Origin of the sequence: Thauera butanivorans (assembly GCF_048398245.1) — a bacterium.
In the GTDB taxonomy this organism is placed as follows: Bacteria; Pseudomonadota; Gammaproteobacteria; order Burkholderiales; family Rhodocyclaceae; genus Thauera; species Thauera butanivorans.
On record NZ_CP183038.1, the window covers coordinates 2,621,278 to 2,639,438 of the forward strand.

14 protein-coding genes are annotated in these 18,161 nt (G+C 60.0%); 3 read left to right on the plus strand and 11 right to left on the minus strand.

Translation table 11 applies throughout. The features are described from left to right. Positions 1–76 precede the first annotated feature (76 nt). From ACNQFN_RS12770 to ACNQFN_RS12780, 3 genes are all read left to right on the plus strand, one after another. A complete protein-coding gene (locus tag ACNQFN_RS12770; RefSeq protein ID WP_418646686.1) occupies positions 77–841 on the plus strand; it encodes a PEP-CTERM sorting domain-containing protein in 765 nt (254 codons plus the stop codon). Between the two features lie 71 nt (positions 842–912). Continuing rightward, the gene (locus ACNQFN_RS12775; protein WP_068637866.1) at positions 913–1,350 is read left to right on the plus strand and encodes a low molecular weight protein-tyrosine-phosphatase; all 438 of its coding nucleotides are present in this window, start codon (positions 913–915) and stop codon (positions 1,348–1,350) included. A gap of 36 nt (positions 1,351–1,386) precedes the next feature. Next, a complete protein-coding gene (locus ACNQFN_RS12780) occupies positions 1,387–2,109 on the plus strand; it encodes an SIMPL domain-containing protein (protein WP_068637819.1) in 723 nt (240 codons plus the stop codon). Positions 2,110–2,115: 6 nt separating this feature from the next. Here ACNQFN_RS12780 and ACNQFN_RS12785 read toward each other — a convergent pair whose 3' ends face one another. The 11 genes from ACNQFN_RS12785 to ACNQFN_RS12835 form a co-directional block, all read right to left on the minus strand. Then, positions 2,116–3,372, minus strand: a complete 1,257-nt coding sequence (locus ACNQFN_RS12785; RefSeq protein ID WP_068637821.1) for a glycosyltransferase family 4 protein — start codon at positions 3,370–3,372, stop codon at positions 2,116–2,118. Positions 3,373–3,416: 44 nt separating this feature from the next. Further along, on the minus strand, positions 3,417–4,919 hold the full coding sequence (locus ACNQFN_RS12790) for a heparinase II/III family protein (RefSeq protein ID WP_418646687.1): 1,503 nt from the start codon (positions 4,917–4,919) through the stop codon (positions 3,417–3,419). A gap of 256 nt (positions 4,920–5,175) precedes the next feature. Then, a complete protein-coding gene (locus ACNQFN_RS12795; protein ID WP_157659165.1) occupies positions 5,176–6,150 on the minus strand; it encodes a hypothetical protein in 975 nt (324 codons plus the stop codon). A 62-nt stretch (positions 6,151–6,212) separates the two neighbouring features. After that, on the minus strand, positions 6,213–7,595 hold the full coding sequence (locus ACNQFN_RS12800) for a hypothetical protein (RefSeq protein ID WP_418646688.1): 1,383 nt from the start codon (positions 7,593–7,595) through the stop codon (positions 6,213–6,215). Between the two features lie 53 nt (positions 7,596–7,648). Then, the gene (locus ACNQFN_RS12805; RefSeq protein ID WP_068637829.1) at positions 7,649–8,803 is read right to left on the minus strand and encodes a glycosyltransferase; all 1,155 of its coding nucleotides are present in this window, start codon (positions 8,801–8,803) and stop codon (positions 7,649–7,651) included. A 13-nt stretch (positions 8,804–8,816) separates the two neighbouring features. Beyond that, a complete protein-coding gene (locus ACNQFN_RS12810; protein ID WP_418646689.1) occupies positions 8,817–9,935 on the minus strand; it encodes an ATP-grasp domain-containing protein in 1,119 nt (372 codons plus the stop codon). Beyond that, positions 9,932–11,203 (minus strand): oligosaccharide flippase family protein, encoded by a 1,272-nt coding sequence (locus tag ACNQFN_RS12815; RefSeq protein ID WP_418646690.1) that lies wholly within the window; start codon positions 11,201–11,203, stop codon positions 9,932–9,934. The genes ACNQFN_RS12810 and ACNQFN_RS12815 overlap by 4 nt, the downstream gene beginning before the upstream one ends. A 184-nt stretch (positions 11,204–11,387) precedes the next feature. Next, positions 11,388–12,671, minus strand: coding sequence for a Vi polysaccharide biosynthesis UDP-N-acetylglucosamine C-6 dehydrogenase TviB (gene tviB, locus ACNQFN_RS12820; RefSeq protein ID WP_068637835.1), 1,284 nt, complete (start codon positions 12,669–12,671; stop codon positions 11,388–11,390). Between the two features lie 43 nt (positions 12,672–12,714). Continuing rightward, entirely contained in the window at positions 12,715–14,283 is a 1,569-nt protein-coding gene (locus ACNQFN_RS12825; protein WP_083953654.1) for an MraY family glycosyltransferase, read from the minus strand. Positions 14,284–14,416: 133 nt separating this feature from the next. Next, positions 14,417–16,666, minus strand: coding sequence for a polysaccharide biosynthesis tyrosine autokinase (locus ACNQFN_RS12830; protein WP_418646691.1), 2,250 nt, complete (start codon positions 16,664–16,666; stop codon positions 14,417–14,419). Positions 16,667–16,730: 64 nt separating this feature from the next. Beyond that, complete coding sequence (locus ACNQFN_RS12835) at positions 16,731–17,801, minus strand: polysaccharide biosynthesis/export family protein (protein ID WP_418646692.1); 1,071 nt, start codon at positions 17,799–17,801, stop codon at positions 16,731–16,733. Positions 17,802–18,161: the final 360 nt, after the last annotated feature.

Here is an 18,161-nt window from a genome sequence, read left to right on the forward strand (position 1 = left end):
GACCTTCACGTTGCGACGACGTTAACCCCCGCACTCTGGCCATACGCCAGCCGTGACGTACAGACAGGAATCACTCATGAAGAAAACCGCCTTCATCGCTGCCACTGCGGCTCTTGCCACCTTCAGTGCCGGAGCATCGGCTGCTTATGTCAGTCAGGTCGATAGCCTCAGCGGTGGTTTCACCGTCTCTGGATTCAACGATGGCACACCGAATACCTACACGATCAATCTCACGGGCCTTTCAGGCAGCGGCGTGGTCAACGTCGGTCCGAGCGGCGGCTATGAAATCAGCGCCGGCCCCGGCACCTTGGGTGGAAGCGCTTCGGTCGAGCTCACCGTTCCGGTCCTCGGAAGCCGTACGTTTACGACAAGCAGTTTCACCTCGCTGTTCACCGGTGACGTCAATTTCAGCGGCCTGGCCGAGGGCAGCTACCCCTTCGCCTTCGGCACCGGAGCCGTCACCACGCCCATCGGCGTCAATTTCGGCGGCAGCTACGATGGTGCCACGACCATGGGTATTCTCGGCTTCCTGAACGCCCTGCTGGGGACTTCGTTCGTCGATCCGTCGGGGGCCGGCACTTTCAGTGTCGAAGGCACCATCACTGACACCGGGGTCGTGCTGGATGTCACTGAAACTGCTACCGACTGGCCCGGCGCGGGCCAACTCCTGCTGGATTTCATCGGTGATGTTCCCGTCATCGGCGGCAGCTTCCGCATCGACAATCTGGCAATCGTCGCAACGCCGGCCCCCACCGAGGTTCCCGAACCTGCTTCTCTCGCCCTGCTGGGCCTGAGTATGGCCGGCCTCGCTGTAATCCGGCGCCGTAAGCAAAGCGTCTGATCCAGGCGTTTCGGCAACATCTCGAAACCGGCGCCCTCGACAGGGGGTGTCGGTTTTTTTACGCTAGCGCCATGTTCGAAAAGATACTCATCCTTTGCACGGGCAACATCTGCCGCAGTCCATTGGCCGAAGCCCTTCTCCGCGACCGAGCTCAGGCGAAGGGCAAGAAGGTCCTCGTTCGTTCTGCCGGCATTGGCGCTCTCGTCAATCACGGTGCCGATCAGACCACCCTGCAGGTGGCCGGCCGGCATCAGATCGATCTCGATGGTCATCGGGCACAACAGCTCAACCTCGAGTTGACGCGCTGGGCCGATCTCATCCTCGGCATGGAAAAGCATCATCTCGACTACACGAACGACCTCGATCCAACCACACGCGGCAAGACCTTTCTGCTCGGCCACTGGAGCAAGGCTGAAGTGCCTGATCCCTACCGCAAGCCTCAGGAAGCCCACCAACTGGCTCATGACATCATCTCCGAGGCGGTTGAGCAATGGATCGCCAGGATTTGATGCCGCCCTCTTCTCCAATCAGCCCGGAGCCATCTCATGTCTGAAACACGAATCGGTCTGCTCCCTGCCCTGCTGCTCGCCGGCAGTGTTGCATTTGCAGGCTTTCAGGTAGGAAAAGGGATCGAACGCTTCAGAATGGCCGATCGCAGCATCACCGTCAAAGGCCTTGCCGAGCGTGATGTAAAAAGTGATTTCGCCGTATGGACCTTGAGCTTCCGCCGTGCGGCGGATGAGTTCAGCACCGTTCAACGAGCGTTGACCACGGACCGCGAGCAGATCGTGTCCTTCCTGCACGGCCAGGGGTTCGAGGATGCCGAGATCGAGATACGTCCGCTGCAAGTGCAGGACCTTCTTGCACGGGAGTATGGCCCGGAGCGTGTCGCCCTGCGTTTCAACGGCCAGGGGCAAGTCACGGTGAAGTCTGCTCGGGTCGATGCTGTCGCAGCAGCCTCGAACAAGGTCGACCCCTTGATTGCCGCCGGTATCCAACTCGGCGGAGATGGCCAGGGGGAATGGCCGCGCTATCAATTGCGCGGCTTCAATGACATCAAGCCCCTGTTGCTGGAAGAAGCGACACGCAGCGCACGTGAGCAGGCGAGCAAGTTCGCGGCCGATGCCGGCGCTCGTCTCGGGCCATTGAAGAGCGCAAATCAGGGCGCCATCCGTATCCTGGACGATGATGGCAGCGACATGGACAGCTCGCGCACCATCGGCAAGCGCCTGCGCGTTGTCAGTACGTTCGAATTCGGGCTGGAGTAGCGCCTTTCACCGCGCAAGCGGCTTCTTGCCCCGAGCATCATCCACCACGGCCTCCAGCATCGCCAGCATCTGCTGCGCCAACTCCTTTCTGTCATATTTTCGGGCCCCTTCCAGTCCCTTGCTGCGGTATCGCTCGTACGCCATCCGATCCTCGAACATCCTCACCACACCGTCGCAGAGCGCATCTGCGTTTTCCGGTTCGAAAACGATGCCTGCGCCTTCCTGTTGCACGATATCGGCCGATTCGCCCGCGACACCGTGCAATACCGGAATGCCCATGCCCATGCATTCGAACAATTTCGATGGGATCACTGTCGTGAAGAGCTCCGTCCTGCGCAGGTGGATGATCGACACATCGAGCAGAGACCAATAGCGCACGACTTCCTGCTTGGATACCGAATCGACGAATACAACGTTGTCCAGCCCCATCGACCGCGCTTTCGTCACCAGCTCCGCCTTGCAAGCGCCATCGCCCAGCAGAAGCAGCCGATATCGGTCACCATCGGGCAAGGCCTTCAGCTTGGCAGCGGCTTCCAGCAGCGTATCCAGCGCATGTGCCATTCCATGCGTGCCGATGTAGCCGGCGATAAACTTGCCTTCCAGCCCCAGTCGAGCAAGCAATTCGGCATCCTTCTGCCGTGGTTTGAAACGGCTGATGTCGACGCCGTTGGTCACGACATCAATTTTTTGCCCATCGATCCCGCGCCTGATCAGGTTCTCGCGAAAGGCGTTGGTCACCGTCACCACGGCATCCGCCTTGCGATACAGAAAAAGCTCGAGCTTCTCGACGAGATCCAGCACTTTCGATTCCTTCATCGCCCCCACTGCGCGGATCGACTCCGGCCAGAGATCGCGCAGTTCGAATACCCAAGGCACGCGTTTCATCCGACTCGCCACATACGCCGCGCATGCGGTGAAGAATTGTGGCGACGTGCCCACTACCATATCAACCTTGCGCACGAAGGGACTGGCCAGCACTGCCGACAGCATGAAGCTCTGGTAGTCCAGGATGCGCTTCACGAAACCTTCGTTTGCCGTGATGTAGGACCATACTCGAATCACGCGGATGCCTTCGACCTCCTCCGTCTGCCAAAGGTGGTTTCGATAACCATCGAAGACCTTGCCCTTGGGAAAATTCGGCGCGCAAGTGATCACCGTGACCTCGTGACCCATGCTCCTCCACTCGCGGCAATGTTCGAAAGTACGGCTGGCCGGGGCGTTCACCTCGGGCGGGAAATTGTCAGTCAGAAAGAGAATGTGCATAGGGATGGCAGCAATGATTGAGTACTGGATCTAATGAATGGCGACTACAAGGCTTCGGCATGAGCAGCATGCTTGGTCGCGTAGGAATCGGCATCTTCCGAAGACCACGAAAAGCGTACATGGGCCCTTCGGTCCACGATCTGCACACGTAGCAGCCTGCATGGCCTCGACACGCCGAAGTGGGGATGCCACGTGGACTCCACCAGTTCCCCCATGCCGTGCTCGATCACCCATTCCACTGGCTGACCACCTGGCAGCACGGCCCTCCCCCGGCGTCCATTGCCCTCGATCGAAAGTGCCACATCGGGATGGAAGCGATACTGCGCCACCGCCTCGGCATAGGTGCCTGTCAAACCATCCGCGACGCTCAGCTCACCAGGCCGCAGGGACCAGCTCCGCGTGTGCAGCGGACGCCCTTTCAGCCGGCGATAGCCGTCGTGGCTGCAGCTGACCTGCATGCAGGCAACGTCCTCCCTGCATGCCAGTCCACGCGGATATGCTCGCCCGGCGACTCGAAAGCCGCCCCATACCTCGGACGAATCCATGCCATCCACAATCACCGTGTTGTGTGCTGCGGTACCGCGCTGGCGCAGGCGTTCGGCACTCGCGCCGTAGCACGAAGTTCCGCCATTCACCAGGAGGCGCTGTCCGAACAAGGACAGCTCGAAGCCCAGCGTGTCGGCATGCGCATGCCCTGGCAGGTAATCCGGCCCCACCCGTGCCACATCCAGCAAGGCAAGCGCTGCGTCCGATGCCAGGCGTACATAGCCACTGGCTGCCAATACTTCCATCGGTTTCGGTACCGGCACGCTCACGGCCGGAAAGCAGCGCGCGAAGTACGCTTCCATCTCTGCAATCGAAGGGGCAATTCCGATCGCCGAATCATTGAACAGCGAGATCTCGCCGTCCGGATGACACATCGTCCGCAGCCAATGCATCATCGCCGCAACCTTCGGCACTAGCCAGGCACGGACCAGCGCGCAGTCCTCGGATGCGGCTGATTCGTAACAAGTGGCGATATTGACCAGATCGAGCACATCCTCCAGGGCCAGCACGTGATACATCGTACTGAGTTCGAAGTGGCCGCCATCGGGCAGTATCTGTTCGGATATCTCGCGCACCAGAATTCTCAGCGCCGTTCTTCTCCAGCCGTCTGCTTCCTCGCCTTCGAAGAACAGGCCGGCAAACAGCAAGGCCTTGGCATTGGCAAACAGATGGTTGCCCAGCAGATGGATCTCCAGCCGCTTGCTCAGCCAGCGCGCCTGCACAGCCAGGCTGTGCCGTGCCGCCGGCGGCAGTTCCCCGCCGGCCAGCGCCCATTTGATCCAATTGACAATGCGCAGCGAAAGCGGATATGGCTCCCAGCCGTTACCCTGCCCGGGCGGATTGTGCCGGATCCAGTCCTCGATCAGGGCGACATGCCAGGCGTATCGCTGTTCGGCGCCGATCGCGTTGAGATCATCAAAATAATGCTGGTTGTAGCGCCACAATTTTTCACGCTGAGGTCCGTCCCAGCCGATCTCGTCCAGTCCGCCCGGCTCGTTCAAGAAAACGAATTGCCGCGGTCCATCCATGCTCGCCAGTCGCCGTGCGCTTGCCTGCCACGTGCCCCTATGGGCACGAAGGGCAGGCGCCGGGCGCAGGTCAGGCTTGGGTCGTGAATATCGGAACCATATCCGGCCATAAAACTGCACCGGCCGCAAATGGCGCAAGGTGCGCCAATAGAGTCCCGCCTTGCTCAATAGATCCATCGTCGTTCGACTCGGTTCACCGACAAGGGAGCGCTGTCTGCATGGCAGCCTCTCATGTGTTCTGGTTCAAAATCCGTATCGGCAATTCAGATTGCGCCGAGCCGTTCTTCAAGCCGCGAAGCAGCGCGTTCAATTCGTCCTGATTGCCATATCCATAGAGCTTCACGCCATCCGGGCGGGGTACGACATCGGATGCAAGGACAGGGCAGCCGAAATGAATGGCCTCCCTGATGCTGATGCTGTCTCCATCGGTCGAGGTGAGGCGAAGAAAGGCATGCACCCTCTTGTATACCGGCCAGAACTGATACTGCCCCAGCATTTTCACAAGCACTCCGGCCGACGCCAGCCTATCCATGCGCACAGCCAGATCACGGGGCAAGAGGCTTTCGTCGAACTCCGCGATTGCGAGCAAGCAGCGCGGCTCGCATCCCTCCTCCTGGAGGTATTCAAGTGACGCGATGAGCGCATCGATACCATAAACGTCGCGCCCGGCACCATCCCGTACATATACGGACGCGGAAAGCGCCAGCTTCAAGCCATGCGTGCTTTCCAGAAAATCCACGACCTCTTCCGGGTAGCTTTTCAGTATCTCCGCCTGTTCAGACTCCACCGGCGGCAAAAAAGGGCTCTCCACTTCAACCTTGTGCCCCAACCCCCTGCTCTCATATCCAGCCTTGAGGTGTTGGTGAACAACCCTGATCCCCAACGCATTCTTCACCAGAAAAATGTAAAGCCTTTCCAGTCGGCCCCTGCCCCAGTTTCGCCGGGAAGCATTGTGATCGTAAACGTAGGAGCGCCTGAGGGCGCCAAGCAGATAGCACGCAAGGAGAAAATGGATATTCCCCGTATTCACATAGAATTCACATCGCGAGGAGATGACAAGCCAGAACAGCTTCGCCGGCCACCACAGGCTCCTCAAGTCGACATATCCAGCACCGGCTGAACGCATCGACTCGTATTTTCGCTTAACGAAAATGCTCACTCCGCCGTAAGGTGGAGGAAAGCGACCAACGACAACGACTTTCATGATGGATCCGGGAGTTGAAGAAAAAGCCCTGAGCATTCACTCTCTGCTTCTGGCAGCATGTCCTAAAGAAACTTGGCGCCGGCCCATAACAGATGCAGAACGGCCGCAGCCGCCAGAACCACGCCCGTCACTCTCTTGTACCTGGCCCGCATGAGATGGTCCGACATGTCCGGCTGGAGAGCGAAAACCAGCAAGGGCACCAGAAAGGCGCCGAAATGCCTAGGCTCCAGGCTGGTTGCCGCTATCGCGAACATCATCCCTCCGCCCAGAAAGGCCAGAAAGAGAGTTTCCGGTGTCCTTTTCGAGCGATCCCTTGCAAGCTCCAGCAAGGCAAGCCACAGAAGCGGAGTCACGAAATAAAAGTAGATTGCGTTGACAGATCGAAGGGCATGAATGGCGCTTGCCACCTCGAACCCCGACCATACCGGCACCGGAAATACGAGAAGATAGAGAGAGCCGAGGACCAGTCTGATCGGCAATGGTTGCTTGACGATCAGTGCCATCCCGAGTGAGCCCGACCCATGCTGGCCTTCGCTCATGCCAAGATACGCCTCGTTCCCCTTGACGAGCCGATCCAGGATCTGGTCGCCAAAAGCAACGAGCAGTCCTATGACACACGCACCTGCAAGGACGGCCATCAAGTAGAGGCCGCCTTTCCCTCGACCGCCGGCGTTGCCGATCAGGAGCGCAGTGACGGCGCACAAGGCCATCGCAAAAGGAACGAAGGAAAACTCGGTTCTCAGAAAACCCAGAATCGTTGCGCCCGCAATATTGGCCACGGCAAGAGGGACGAGATTCAAGCCAAAACGCGGTGTGCGGAGCGCCTTGACCCATAAGAACACCAGGAAAGTGACGAGCAGCAGCACGACCGCATCACGGAGATGTATGGCTGCGAACATCCAGAACAAGCCGCAGCATGCCGCCAATAGCTTGAAAAGTCTGATTTTTTGAACGTCGTCGCCATAAACGCATCTGACTATTCGCACCCCGATCGCTGCCGTCATCGAAACGGAGGTGATATTTACCGCAACTCCGATGTAGCGCTCTTTCTGAAATCCGAGAAAGGAAAAAAGATCGTAGATCTCCGACCAGAACGCGATTGCCAGAGAGCCCTCATGAACCTCTCTCAGTTCCGCAAGCGTCAGGCCGCTTCCTTTTCCTGTCGCATAGTCGAAGAAACGGCCTGCATCGCCGTGCAGTTGAACCTGATCGAAGAAAAAGTTCGCGTAGATTGCCGCAATGCCTGCCACTGCGAAACAGACAAGAAAAACCAGACCGAAGGTGGAGTACTCCTGGGACCTAGAGCCGTTCAGCGGGACAATGAAAAGCGAGCCCAGGAAAAAAAGCAGCGCCGATGCCACGAACGGCTCGATCGTGCCATATGCAAGAACATTGAGAAAAAAACCCGCTCCAAGGAGAATGGACAGGGCGAAGAAGCTGTTCACCAGGTTTCTCGCGAAATATGTATCATGAAAGAAGCTCGAATGCGGCTCTCTTTTCAAGAGAATGGCTGCAAGGAGCGTCCAGCCCCACCAAGCAAGGCCTCATACTCCTCAACCATTCTATCCACCCCCAGTTGACTCCGAGCGTAATTCATTGAATTTTCAGACATTTCACGCCACTCCTGCTCCGGGAGGAAGACGACATGCTCGATGGCCTTGCAGATCTGTACCGGATCCAGCGGGTCAAAGATGAATCCGCGCGCCGGCTCATCGACAAGAGATGGATGATCGCAGACGCCCGATGCAATCACCGGGCGTCCGGCAATGAAAGCCTCGCAGACCACGTTCGGCAGGCCCTCATACAACGATGGATGTATCAGCGCCCGATGCTCGCGCAGAAGATCCATGATGTCCCGCCGCTCGCCAAGCCAGTTCCATTGCGCCCTCACTCCGGGATACTTGTCGAGGATCGCTCTGAGGGCGGAAACGTAGCGCTGTCCAGCAGGAAGAATGTCCTCCTTGCCTGCCCATGAAATATCGGGCACGTAGCCGTGCTTCCGGCGAAAAAGCTCCAGCGCCTCGACCAATCGAATGCCGTTCTTTTCGGGGCCAATCCGACCGACAACCAGGAAACTCATGGGCGGAATTTCGCCGCTGGCAGCTTGGTCTGCCATTGGGAATCCGTTGTAGATCGCCATGGTTTTTCCGCGGAGCCACGGATACCGCCGTAGCCACTCGGCCTGGCTTTTGCTGTTGGCCACCACCTTGTCTGTGAACCCGTACAGAAGCCGCTTTCCCAAAGCAAGGTATTTGTTCTTGTCGTGGTGATGGCTGGACCGCTCCGATACGACGAGCTTCAAGCGCGGAGAGAAAATCGACGCCACGACGGAGTACACGTTTGGCGTATCGAGAAACGAAATCAGCGCATCGTATTCCCTTGCGTGCAGCAGGCGCACGAGTCCAACGAGCACGTTGACGCCCAGTTTTCCCTTCTTGGGGAGCGCATGCACCGCCACGCCCGCTTCTGCCAACTCGGACAGGAAAAAATCCTGGTGGGGATAGTAGATGAACACATCCACGATATGCCCACGGGCCTTCAGGCCGCATGCCAGGTTGACCAACTGACGCTGTGCCCCTCCCGAGCCGAGCGAGTCGATTACACATAGAATCTTCATCGAGTCCTCGAGCCTGCCAATGTTCGTGTGTTCCACGGAAAATGATTCATCACATCGACTTGGGCGGCAGGCCGACGGACGCGATCAGCCCTTCCAGAATCTTGACGGGCATGCTCGTCTCGCCATCGTGCCAGGCTCCGCTTCGATCGAAATACCCCGGATAGACCGACGTCACGCAGCCAAAGCTGATTTCGACGACCATGGGTTCGCCATTGGCCGTGTACACAAGATCGATCGCAACGCTCTGCATCTTCAAGGTGTCTGCAAGCCTGAACGCGAGTTCGATCGAAGCCTTGGGAAACGCGTCCGGCTCATAGCTCTTCAAACCGGAACCCGATGCGCGAAAATCTCCCGTCCTGCAGAAGCGCCGTACTGCAAAGCAGAAATCGCCGACGACGACCAGCCTGTCGTCGAATCTGTTGTCTGGAATGAATTCCTGGAAGTAGGCGTATCCAATTTCCCGCGGATGGAGGTCGGATTCGTCGCGAATGGAGGGCAGCAAGGAGCGTCCCAGGTGATAAAACACCGCAGCCATCGAACGTGGGCTCCTGTCGCGCCTCGCGCGCCAGATGCTCTGCTTGAAGATCTCCCACCTTTCAAAGTACGGGAAACCCGTGCCAAAGGCTTTCCTGACGAGTTTTCGCGCCTCGGCCCTTGTCCTCGCCAGCCGTACATTCAGGGCACCCGCTCCACCACGCAGCTTGAAAACGACCGGATAGGAGCAGGTTTGCAGCCAGGCGTCCGCCGATGCCTGGTCGTAGAACACGTGGGATTTTGCCGCAGGCAGGCCCGCCACCTCGAAAACGTATTTCTGTGCGACCTTGTCATCGAAGTGCCAGCAGGTCTGGATATCCGGATACGTCCGAATCGAGGTGCTTGCCAGCGCCGAAAACAGCTGACGGGCAAAGAGCTGGTCCTTGTAGGAATCATGGCGCCAATGCCATAGAAAAGCCGCACCATCGCGGATCTTCGAAACGAGGTCACTCCGATAAGGGTTCACGGTCTCGAAATCCACTCCAGCTTTGGAGCAGTATTCGATCCACTCGTCTGAAAACGAGCCTTTCCGTTCGACGATGTATAGCTTGCGTGAGGCCGGTTCCCCGTGCGCGCCTGGATTCCCGGCCACGGCGCAAGTATTTTCCGGGTATTGATCTTCTTGCCTGATCACGACTGATTCGCCTCTTTGATGGACCGGGCCTTCCGGATGACGTGAAGCACCAGATACAGGTTGACGATCGCTCCGGCGCAGGAAAAAAGAGCCACGGATATCGTTTCATCCTTGAGAACGAGGATCCCGAAAGCCAATGCCAGGGCCTTCGCAACGATACTCAGCACTTCATAGCCGAGCAGAAATTTCTGTATCCCCAGCGGGGCGATGGCAGAAACCGATGGCCTGTTGATGAAGCCGAACAGAAGCCAGATGGAAATCCAGCCGGCGAACACGCCGGCGTTGTGCCATTGGGTTCCGAAGACGAAGGAGAAGAGCTCGGGGCCATAGAAGAACACCACGCCGAAGGGCAGTGCAGCGATACCGAAGAGGATTAGGGTCGACCTGATGAGCAGGCGGCTGACGTCTTCCCTCTCGGCCACGGCTTCCGCCAGGCGTGGATAGAAGACGTCGGAAACCGATTTGCCGACCAGCGTCAGCGGAGCGCTCAATATGCTCTTCGCCAGCGCATAATAACCCACCACCGCCTGATCGAACGCAAAGCCTAGAACCAGAATCGGCAGGCTTTGCGAGATGGCGTTGATGAATCCCTGGGGGGCGCGATAAAGCGCGAAATCACTGAATTTCCGTGCGACGACCGAAGCATTGGCGAGCGCGTCGAACGTGCCCAGGGCAGCCAGGCCGCGCCTTGCCTTGAGGCCGAGCGTGTAGAGCAAGGTCTGCACGGCCTGGCCGAATGCGTATATCCCGATCAGTGCCGCGGCAAGCGGGAAGAAGAAGCCGAGGGCGGATTTCGAGACATTGTTGAAGAGCGAGTTGATCACTTCCATCCGCGCCAGCGAGGAGAAATCCTTTTCGCGTAAAAGCCAGCTTCTGAACACTTGCGCCAAACCCGAGAACAGTACGGCAAAGGCAAAGAGATACGGCAGCCCGGTGAAGTTCTCCATTCCCATGTAATCGAGCAGTTCGCCCTCGAACATCAGCGCCAGAAAAAGCGTGACTGCGGCAAAGAGGAGCGCGATCAGGCCGGATAGCTGGGTCAGTGAGACAGCCTCGCTGTCGTCGCGGGACAGCACGATCGCCATGGGGTAGGACAAGGCCACAAGTGGAACGAGAATCGTGATCAGCGAAGAGAAGGTGCCGAGCGCGCCATAAGCTTCCGGCGGGAAAAGCCTTGTAATGATCGGCGTGAAGAGGATGGTGATCGCCTGAGCGAGGGCAGTGCCTCCCGCCATGGTGGCGACCGATTTGACGACTTTCGGTTTCACTTTGAGCGTTCTTTTCCAGATGCCATCTCGCTGTTTGGCTCGACCCTGCAAGCGTGTTGCATGGCGGTACGTCGCCGATCAGACCCGCGGTTTTCTCCATGCACGACCTGAAGCATTCGGTGCCAGCATGGCCCCGAGCAGCACGGTCCTCGTGCTGCTCGGGTTTGCTGTCAGTTACTGGAGACTACAGCCTCAAGTCCGCCGCATCGCGCGGCAGTACATACTTCAGGTCGTAGAGCACGTGCTCGCGCTTGCCCAGCGCGCGGATGCCCTGATCGCTGAGCACCTTGAACTGGTCGTGGGCCACGGCCACGACGATGGCGTCGTAGGTGCCCGGCGCCGGGATCTGGATCGGCGTGATGCCGTACTCGTGCTCTGCCTCGGCCGGATCGACCCAGGGGTCGTACACCTCGGCCGCCATGCCGTACTCTCCCAGTTCCTTGACGATGTCCACCACGCGGGTGTTGCGCAGGTCCGGGCAGTTTTCCTTGAAGCTCAGGCCCATGATCAGGATCTTCGCGCCTTCGACCTGGATGCGCCGCTTGAGCATGGCCTTGACCAGCTGCGACACCACGTAGGCGCCCATGCCGTCGTTGAGCCGACGGCCGGCCAGGATGATCTCGGGGTGGTAGCCGATCGCCTGCGCCTTGTGGGTGAGGTAGTACGGATCCACGCCGATGCAGTGCCCGCCGACCAGGCCCGGACGGAACGGCAGGAAGTTCCACTTGCTGCCGGCCGCCTTCAGCACTGCTTCGGTGTCGATGCCCATGCGGTTGAAGATGATGGCGAGTTCGTTGATCAGCGCGATGTTGACGTCGCGCTGGGTGTTCTCGATGACCTTGGCCGCCTCGGCCACCTTGATGCTCTCGGCCTTGTGGGTGCCGGCGAGGATGATCTGGCGATACAGCGCATCGACCAGGTCGGCCACCTCGGGCGTGGAGCCGGACGTGACCTTGCGGATGGTGGAGACGCGGTGCTCCTTGTCGCCCGGATTGATGCGCTCGGGGCTGTAGCCGGCGTAGAAGTCGACGTTGAAGCGCAGCCCGGAGTGCTGCTCCAGCACCGGCACGCAGTCTTCCTCGGTGGCGCCGGGATAGACGGTGGATTCGTAGATGACGATGTCGCCCTGCTTGAGCACCTTGCCGATGGTCTCGCTGGCCTTGATCAGCGGCGTCAGGTCGGGCTGCTTGTGCTCGTCGATCGGCGTCGGCACGGTGACGATGAAGACGTTGCAGGCGGCCAGATCCTGCGCATCGGCGCTGTAGCGCAGGCCGGTGGCTTCGCGCAGCTCTTCGTCCGAGACTTCGAGCGTGGCGTCGTGGCCGGCCTCGAGCGCGTCGATGCGCGTCCGGTTGATGTCGAAGCCGAGCACGTCGCGCTGCCTGGCGAACTCCACCGCCAGCGGCAGGCCGACGTAGCCCAGGCCGATGACGGCAAGCTTGATCTGATCGAGGGAATGGGCAGTCATGGTGGATGACACTCCGCGTGAATGAGAAGAAGTGTTGAGAAAATCAGTGTTTTGCAATCAGGGTGTCAGGGGCGCCGACGGCCTCCTCACCTTCCGTATTCGTGTGCTTGACGTCCTGGTCCAGGATTCGGCCATGATCGACGTAAGTGAAGGACTCCTCCAGCAACTCGCGTTTGCGCTGCCGGCGGTTGCGGACTCGCATCTCGACTGCGGGCTCATCCGGATTGATCCGGCGATCATTGAAAGGGTCTCGATGGACATAGCTGCGAATATAGACCCCGTTGTATGGATGCAGCGCTTTTCGTATCAAACGCAGATATTCGATTTGGTGGGTCAGGGGCGCAGTTTCATCGTCAAGCATGATCTCCACCACGGCATACCGCATCCCGGGACTGCCGTCGGCCTCCATGCGCTGATACAGGCGGGTCCGGAAAGCCGTGTTGTCGCGGAGCTGAGGAGCGACCAGTTCGTTGATCTGCTCGACACGCTCGAGTGCGCAGTTGCCGAAGAACACGCCGCAATTGGCGGCAGGCGTAAGATGCAGATAACGGTGAATGCCGCGCAATGCAGGCACGAAACGCCATGGGCGCGCGGTGACCATGACGTAAGCGGCAAACAGGCACAGAAAGGCCATGAACATCACGCTTTCGGGCACGCCCCAGAGCAAGCCGGTGACGCCGGCTCCTCCCAGCACGAGGTGCAGCAAACCTATGGACGTCACCACGTCCTCCACGCGAAAGCCCGCACGTTGAAGCAGGTGATGCAAATGGTGGCGATCGGGTGTGAACGGAGACTGCCCCATCAGCACTCGGCGTACCATGACGCTGAGCGTGTCGATGAGCGGAATGGCGAACAGCCACAAAGCGGCAACGGGGCTGATCAGCGCGCCTTCTCCCTGGGTCAGGCCGATAAGCAGCCATACGATCAGCAGTCCCAGCGTCATGCTGCCGTTGTCGCCCATGAAGGTACGTGCGCGATGCTGCCGTCCATGGCGCATGTTGAACCACAGAAACCCCCCTACTCCGCCCAGCAGGGCCATCGACAGCAAGTGCATCGGGCCGTCTCCGCCAAAGCCCGTCATCAGCGCGATCAGCAGCAGCGTGATGCCGGCGATGGTGCCGACCAGTCCATCGATGCCATCGACCATGTTGAGCGCATTGATGCCGCCGATGGTGGCGAAGACGGTGAACGGCACGGCCAGAAGGCCGAGCGCGATGTCGCCGGTGAATACCACGTTGCCCAGTCCGGTCAGTAAAATCCCGCCGCCGTATACCATGAGCAAGGCCAGCACGGCTTGAACGACGAGCCGGATCCTGAAGCCGAGCTTCCAGCGATCGTCCACCAGCCCCACCAGGAACATCGTGCCGCCGCATATCAGCAGCGAGATCCACGCGGTATTCCGGGCGGGATAAAGGCTGATCAACATCACGACCGCGAGCAGCAATGCGGCCATTATTCCGAAGCCGCCGATGAAGGGCGTGACGTGCTCATGCTGCTTGTGCTCCCCGGGATGGTCGATCAAGCCCGCGCGCGGAGCCAGCGCGATCATGGCGCGTATGACGATGGCGGAAACCAGGATCGCCAGCGGTAGAACGATGAGCCCATGCATCATGAGAGCCTCCTTTTTTGAAGTCGAACACACCCGGCGAGGCGACGCCGGGGTGCGCGCTCGAGAAGCTGAAGTGTCGTCAGGCGGGCGCCTGTAGATGATTGGGGGGCGCCCGTGCGTGGTGCCTGCCTGGTCGTCAGGCGGAATATTTGTATTGGTATTGATAACCCTGGTAACCGAAACGGTGCCGCTGTCGCTGCAGGTCCAGGCCATTGAAAACGAATCCCTTGACGCTCACGCCACCCTGCTCCAGGCGCTTGACGGCTTGGTCCAGCTCGCCGATCGGATGGCGGCCTGCCCGTGCGACCAAAAGCGTGGCGCCCGTCAGGCGGCCAACGATCACGGCATCGGACACGGCAAGCACGGGAGGCGCATCGACGATCAGCACATCGCATTGCGTCTCCAGGCCGTGCAGCAGCGCCGCGAAACGCTCATGCATCAACAACTCCGAGGGATTGGGCGGGATCTGGCCGGTCGTGACGATGGACAGGCCCTCGACGATGGTCGGGCGCACGATCGATTCGAGTGACAGGCCGCTGGTAATGAACTCGGAAATCCCGCCATTGCGCGGCAGCGCGAATTCCTTGTGGATGTGCCCTTTGCGCAAGTCGGCATCGACGATGATGACGCGCTTGCCACTCTGGGCCAGCACGGCGCCGAGATTCTTGGAAATGAAACTCTTGCCGACATCTGGCGCCGGACCGGTGATCAGCACTGAACCACGATCTGCCCCCAGCAGCGCGAAATGCAGCGTGGTGCGCAGGCTGCGCAGGCTTTCCACCGCGCCGTCGTCCGGATGCGCCACGGCCAGCAGTTCTCCAGCATTCCTGCCGCGCTTGATGCGGCGATCGATCTCTTCCTCGGCCTTGCTCTCCGGCACGGTGGCATACACGGGTAGCGAGAGTTCCCGCTCGATGGTCTCGGGGTCTTCGACGACCACCCGCAGGGCGCGAATCGCCCAGACCGAGCCCAGGCCGATCAGGGCACCGAGCACTCCCGACAGCAGCACGATGAGCGCCTTGCGTGGGGCGATGGCCTGATGCGCGGTAACCGCGCTGTCGATGATGCGCACGTCACCTACCGTGCCCGCCCGGGCGACGCGCAGTTGCTGCGCGCTATTGAGCAGGTTGGTGTAGAGCGCGGTGGAGACCTCGACGTCGCGATGCAGCCGCAGCGCGGTCTGCTGCGTATCCGGCAGGCGGGAAACGTCCTTGTCCAGGGTGCTGCGCAATGCCCGCAGACGGGCGATCTGCGAGTCCACCGACTGGACCTGCGGGTGCTCGGCGGTGAAGCGCTGGCGAAGCTCATCGCGTTTCTGCTGCAGCACGACGATGTCGTTGTCCACTTTGACGATGGAACTGAGCATCGCTTGCGTTTCCATCGTCAGGTCGATGGAGCCGCGGTTCTGACGGTAGTTGTTGTAGGCAGCTTCCGCCGTATCCAGCTCGTTCTTGAGTTCCGGCAACTGGGCCTCGAGGAAAGCCAGCGTGGACTCCGCTTCCGCGGAGCGGTATTCCACGTTCTGCCGTACATAGGCATTCAGTACCTCGTTCAGGATGGCCGATGCCCGGGCCCGATCGGTGTCGGAGAAAGTGGCTTCGATCACGTTCGACTGGCGGGCGCGCTCCCGTACCTCCAGGACACCACGCAGCGAGGCGATCGCCTCGGCCTGGCTGCGCCGGGATACGTCGAAACGGGTGCCGGGACGTGCGACGAGCTCGGCCACGAACAAGCTGACGCGCTCGCCATTGACCAGGATGCCCACGGCGCCTTGTGCAAGCAGGATGCCGTCTTCATCGAGAAGCCGGAACTGCTCGCCCTCATCCACGACGAGGGTCAGCGGCATGCCGACGAGATCCGGCGCCACCTCGAGGCTTTGCACCGTGATGCGTTCGCCTCCCCAGGCATGACCGGACAGGCCGAGGAGCGGCTCAGCCGGAGCATCGGCATTGGCGTGGCGACGAGCCAGGGCACGGCCGACGATCGGAAAATACCTTGGCTCGGCGACAATGGTGAGGTTGAGGCGTTCGACGACACGGCCGAGGATCATGCGCGAGCGCAGGATCTCGAGTTCTGCGGCCACCGAGGTGGAGTCGCCCAGCACGGCCTCGACGTCGCGCAGGGCGGCAATTCCGCCCTTGGCCGTACCCTTGTCCTCCACCTGCAGCATGGCGTCGGCACGATAGATGGGAGTGGACACCAGTGCGACGAACACGCCCACGGAGACTGCAAAAGCGGTGATGCTCAGGATGAGCCACTTCCATTCGAACAAGGTGGCGATGATTTCACCCAGATTGATGAAATCGTCCCCCTTGCCGTGCAGGCTGGGCACGTGCTTGTGTCGAGTCTCGTCGAAGGGAACAGCGTGCGGAGTTTGTCGAGCCAAGGGCGGAGCTTCCTGAAGAGGGTTCGATCAAGCGCAATCGTATGCGTACTGGATGGCGCCCACGTTACTGGCGGCCATTGAAGAGCGGATAGCGTGTTTCGCCGAGGAGGTTGAGCATCTGCGATGTGGGCAGGATGTTGCTCACGACACGATTCCAGCGCGCGACGGCGGCCACATCCACGTAGACGATGTCACGGGGGCGCAGCGGGAAGCCTTCGGCCAGCAAGAGTGCGTCGGGCGAACCTGCGTTGAGGTGGAAGAGCTCCGACGTGCCATTGTCACTTCGCATCACGTAGATCCAGCTCGGATCGGATGTGATCTGGTTGACGAAGCCTGCTTCGCTGAGCGCTTCGGCCAGCGTGGTGCGCCGCTTGTTCATGACGAACGAGCCGGGCTCCCTGACCTCGCCCAGCACGAAGATCTTGTTGAGCTGGCGATCGGGCACGTTGACGATGTCGCCGGGCTGCAGCTCGACGTTCTGCGACACGTCGCCGTCTTCGTACAAGGCCTGCAGATCGACGCGCCACGTCTGGCCGCCGCGCGTGAGCAGCACGTTGCCGTGGTCTGCCTCGGTCGTGATGCCGCCGGCGCGATTGATCGCTTCGACCAGGGTCATCCTGATGTCGTTGATCGGCTGCAGGCCCGGCTCCCTGACTTCACCGACGACATAGATGCGCTTGCTGCGGAAGGACACGACGCGAACGTCGAGCTGAACGTTCTCGATGACCTTGGACAGGCGCTGGGACAGGATCTCGCGCACCTGTCGAGGTGTCTTGCCCGCTACGTCGAGCGTGCCGGCATAGGGGAAGAAGATGGTCCCGTCGTCGGCGACCAGGGTGCCGGACTGCTCGGCAGAGCGATAGGAGCCCGCAGGAATGGTGATCTCGGGATGGTCCCAGACGATGACGTTGATGATGTCGCCAGGGCCAAGCTGGTAGTCCTGATGGGCGAGGCCGAAGTCGGGCACCGTCGCTGGCCGCACCGCAGTGCGGCCGCCGGATTGCGTTGCCCGGAATCCGGGCTCGCCATTGCGGACTTGAGCGATGATCAGATCGGCCGTGATCGGGGTGATGGTGACGTTGTCCGGAACGGGCTCGGATTGGCGGGCTTCGTCATCGACGATCGGCAGAGGCACCGAAGAAGTCGTCCGCATATCCCAGGCGGAAGTACCGGGGATCACCGTGCATGCCGACAGCGCTCCCGCCAGGCCTGCAATCAACCCCGTCCGTACGAACCATTCTCCGCTGCTGATCATGGTGGGCGACAACCCGAAAAATGATGACGAAAGCCATTTGCCTTTCATTAAGCAGCCCTATCCAAAACCGCCATGATTGCCGGCCGGCATCCTTGATGTTCATCAAAACAGCGAAAAACACCAAAAATACCCAGCTCGCAATAAAAAACAGGAATGTCAAAAAAATATGGAAATAGGCAGCTAATTCTATTTATCAGCGCCTTGCGGTGCACAATAATACATGGATGCTAAGCATTCATG

What these genes read in the sequence shown, in the direction of transcription:
- ACNQFN_RS12770 (WP_418646686.1), top strand. Translation starts at nt 77, where the DNA reads ATGAAGAAAACCGCCTTCATCGCTGCCACTGCGGCTCTTGCCACCTTC.
- ACNQFN_RS12775 (WP_068637866.1), top strand. Translation starts at nt 913, where the DNA reads ATGTTCGAAAAGATACTCATCCTTTGCACGGGCAACATCTGCCGCAGT.
- ACNQFN_RS12780 (WP_068637819.1), top strand. Translation starts at nt 1,387, where the DNA reads ATGTCTGAAACACGAATCGGTCTGCTCCCTGCCCTGCTGCTCGCCGGC.
- ACNQFN_RS12785 (WP_068637821.1), bottom strand. Translation starts at nt 3,372, where the DNA reads ATGCACATTCTCTTTCTGACTGACAATTTCCCGCCCGAGGTGAACGCC.
- ACNQFN_RS12795 (WP_157659165.1), bottom strand. Translation starts at nt 6,150, where the DNA reads ATGAAAGTCGTTGTCGTTGGTCGCTTTCCTCCACCTTACGGCGGAGTG.
- tviB (WP_068637835.1), bottom strand. Translation starts at nt 12,671, where the DNA reads ATGACTGCCCATTCCCTCGATCAGATCAAGCTTGCCGTCATCGGCCTG.
- ACNQFN_RS12825 (WP_083953654.1), bottom strand. Translation starts at nt 14,283, where the DNA reads ATGATGCATGGGCTCATCGTTCTACCGCTGGCGATCCTGGTTTCCGCC.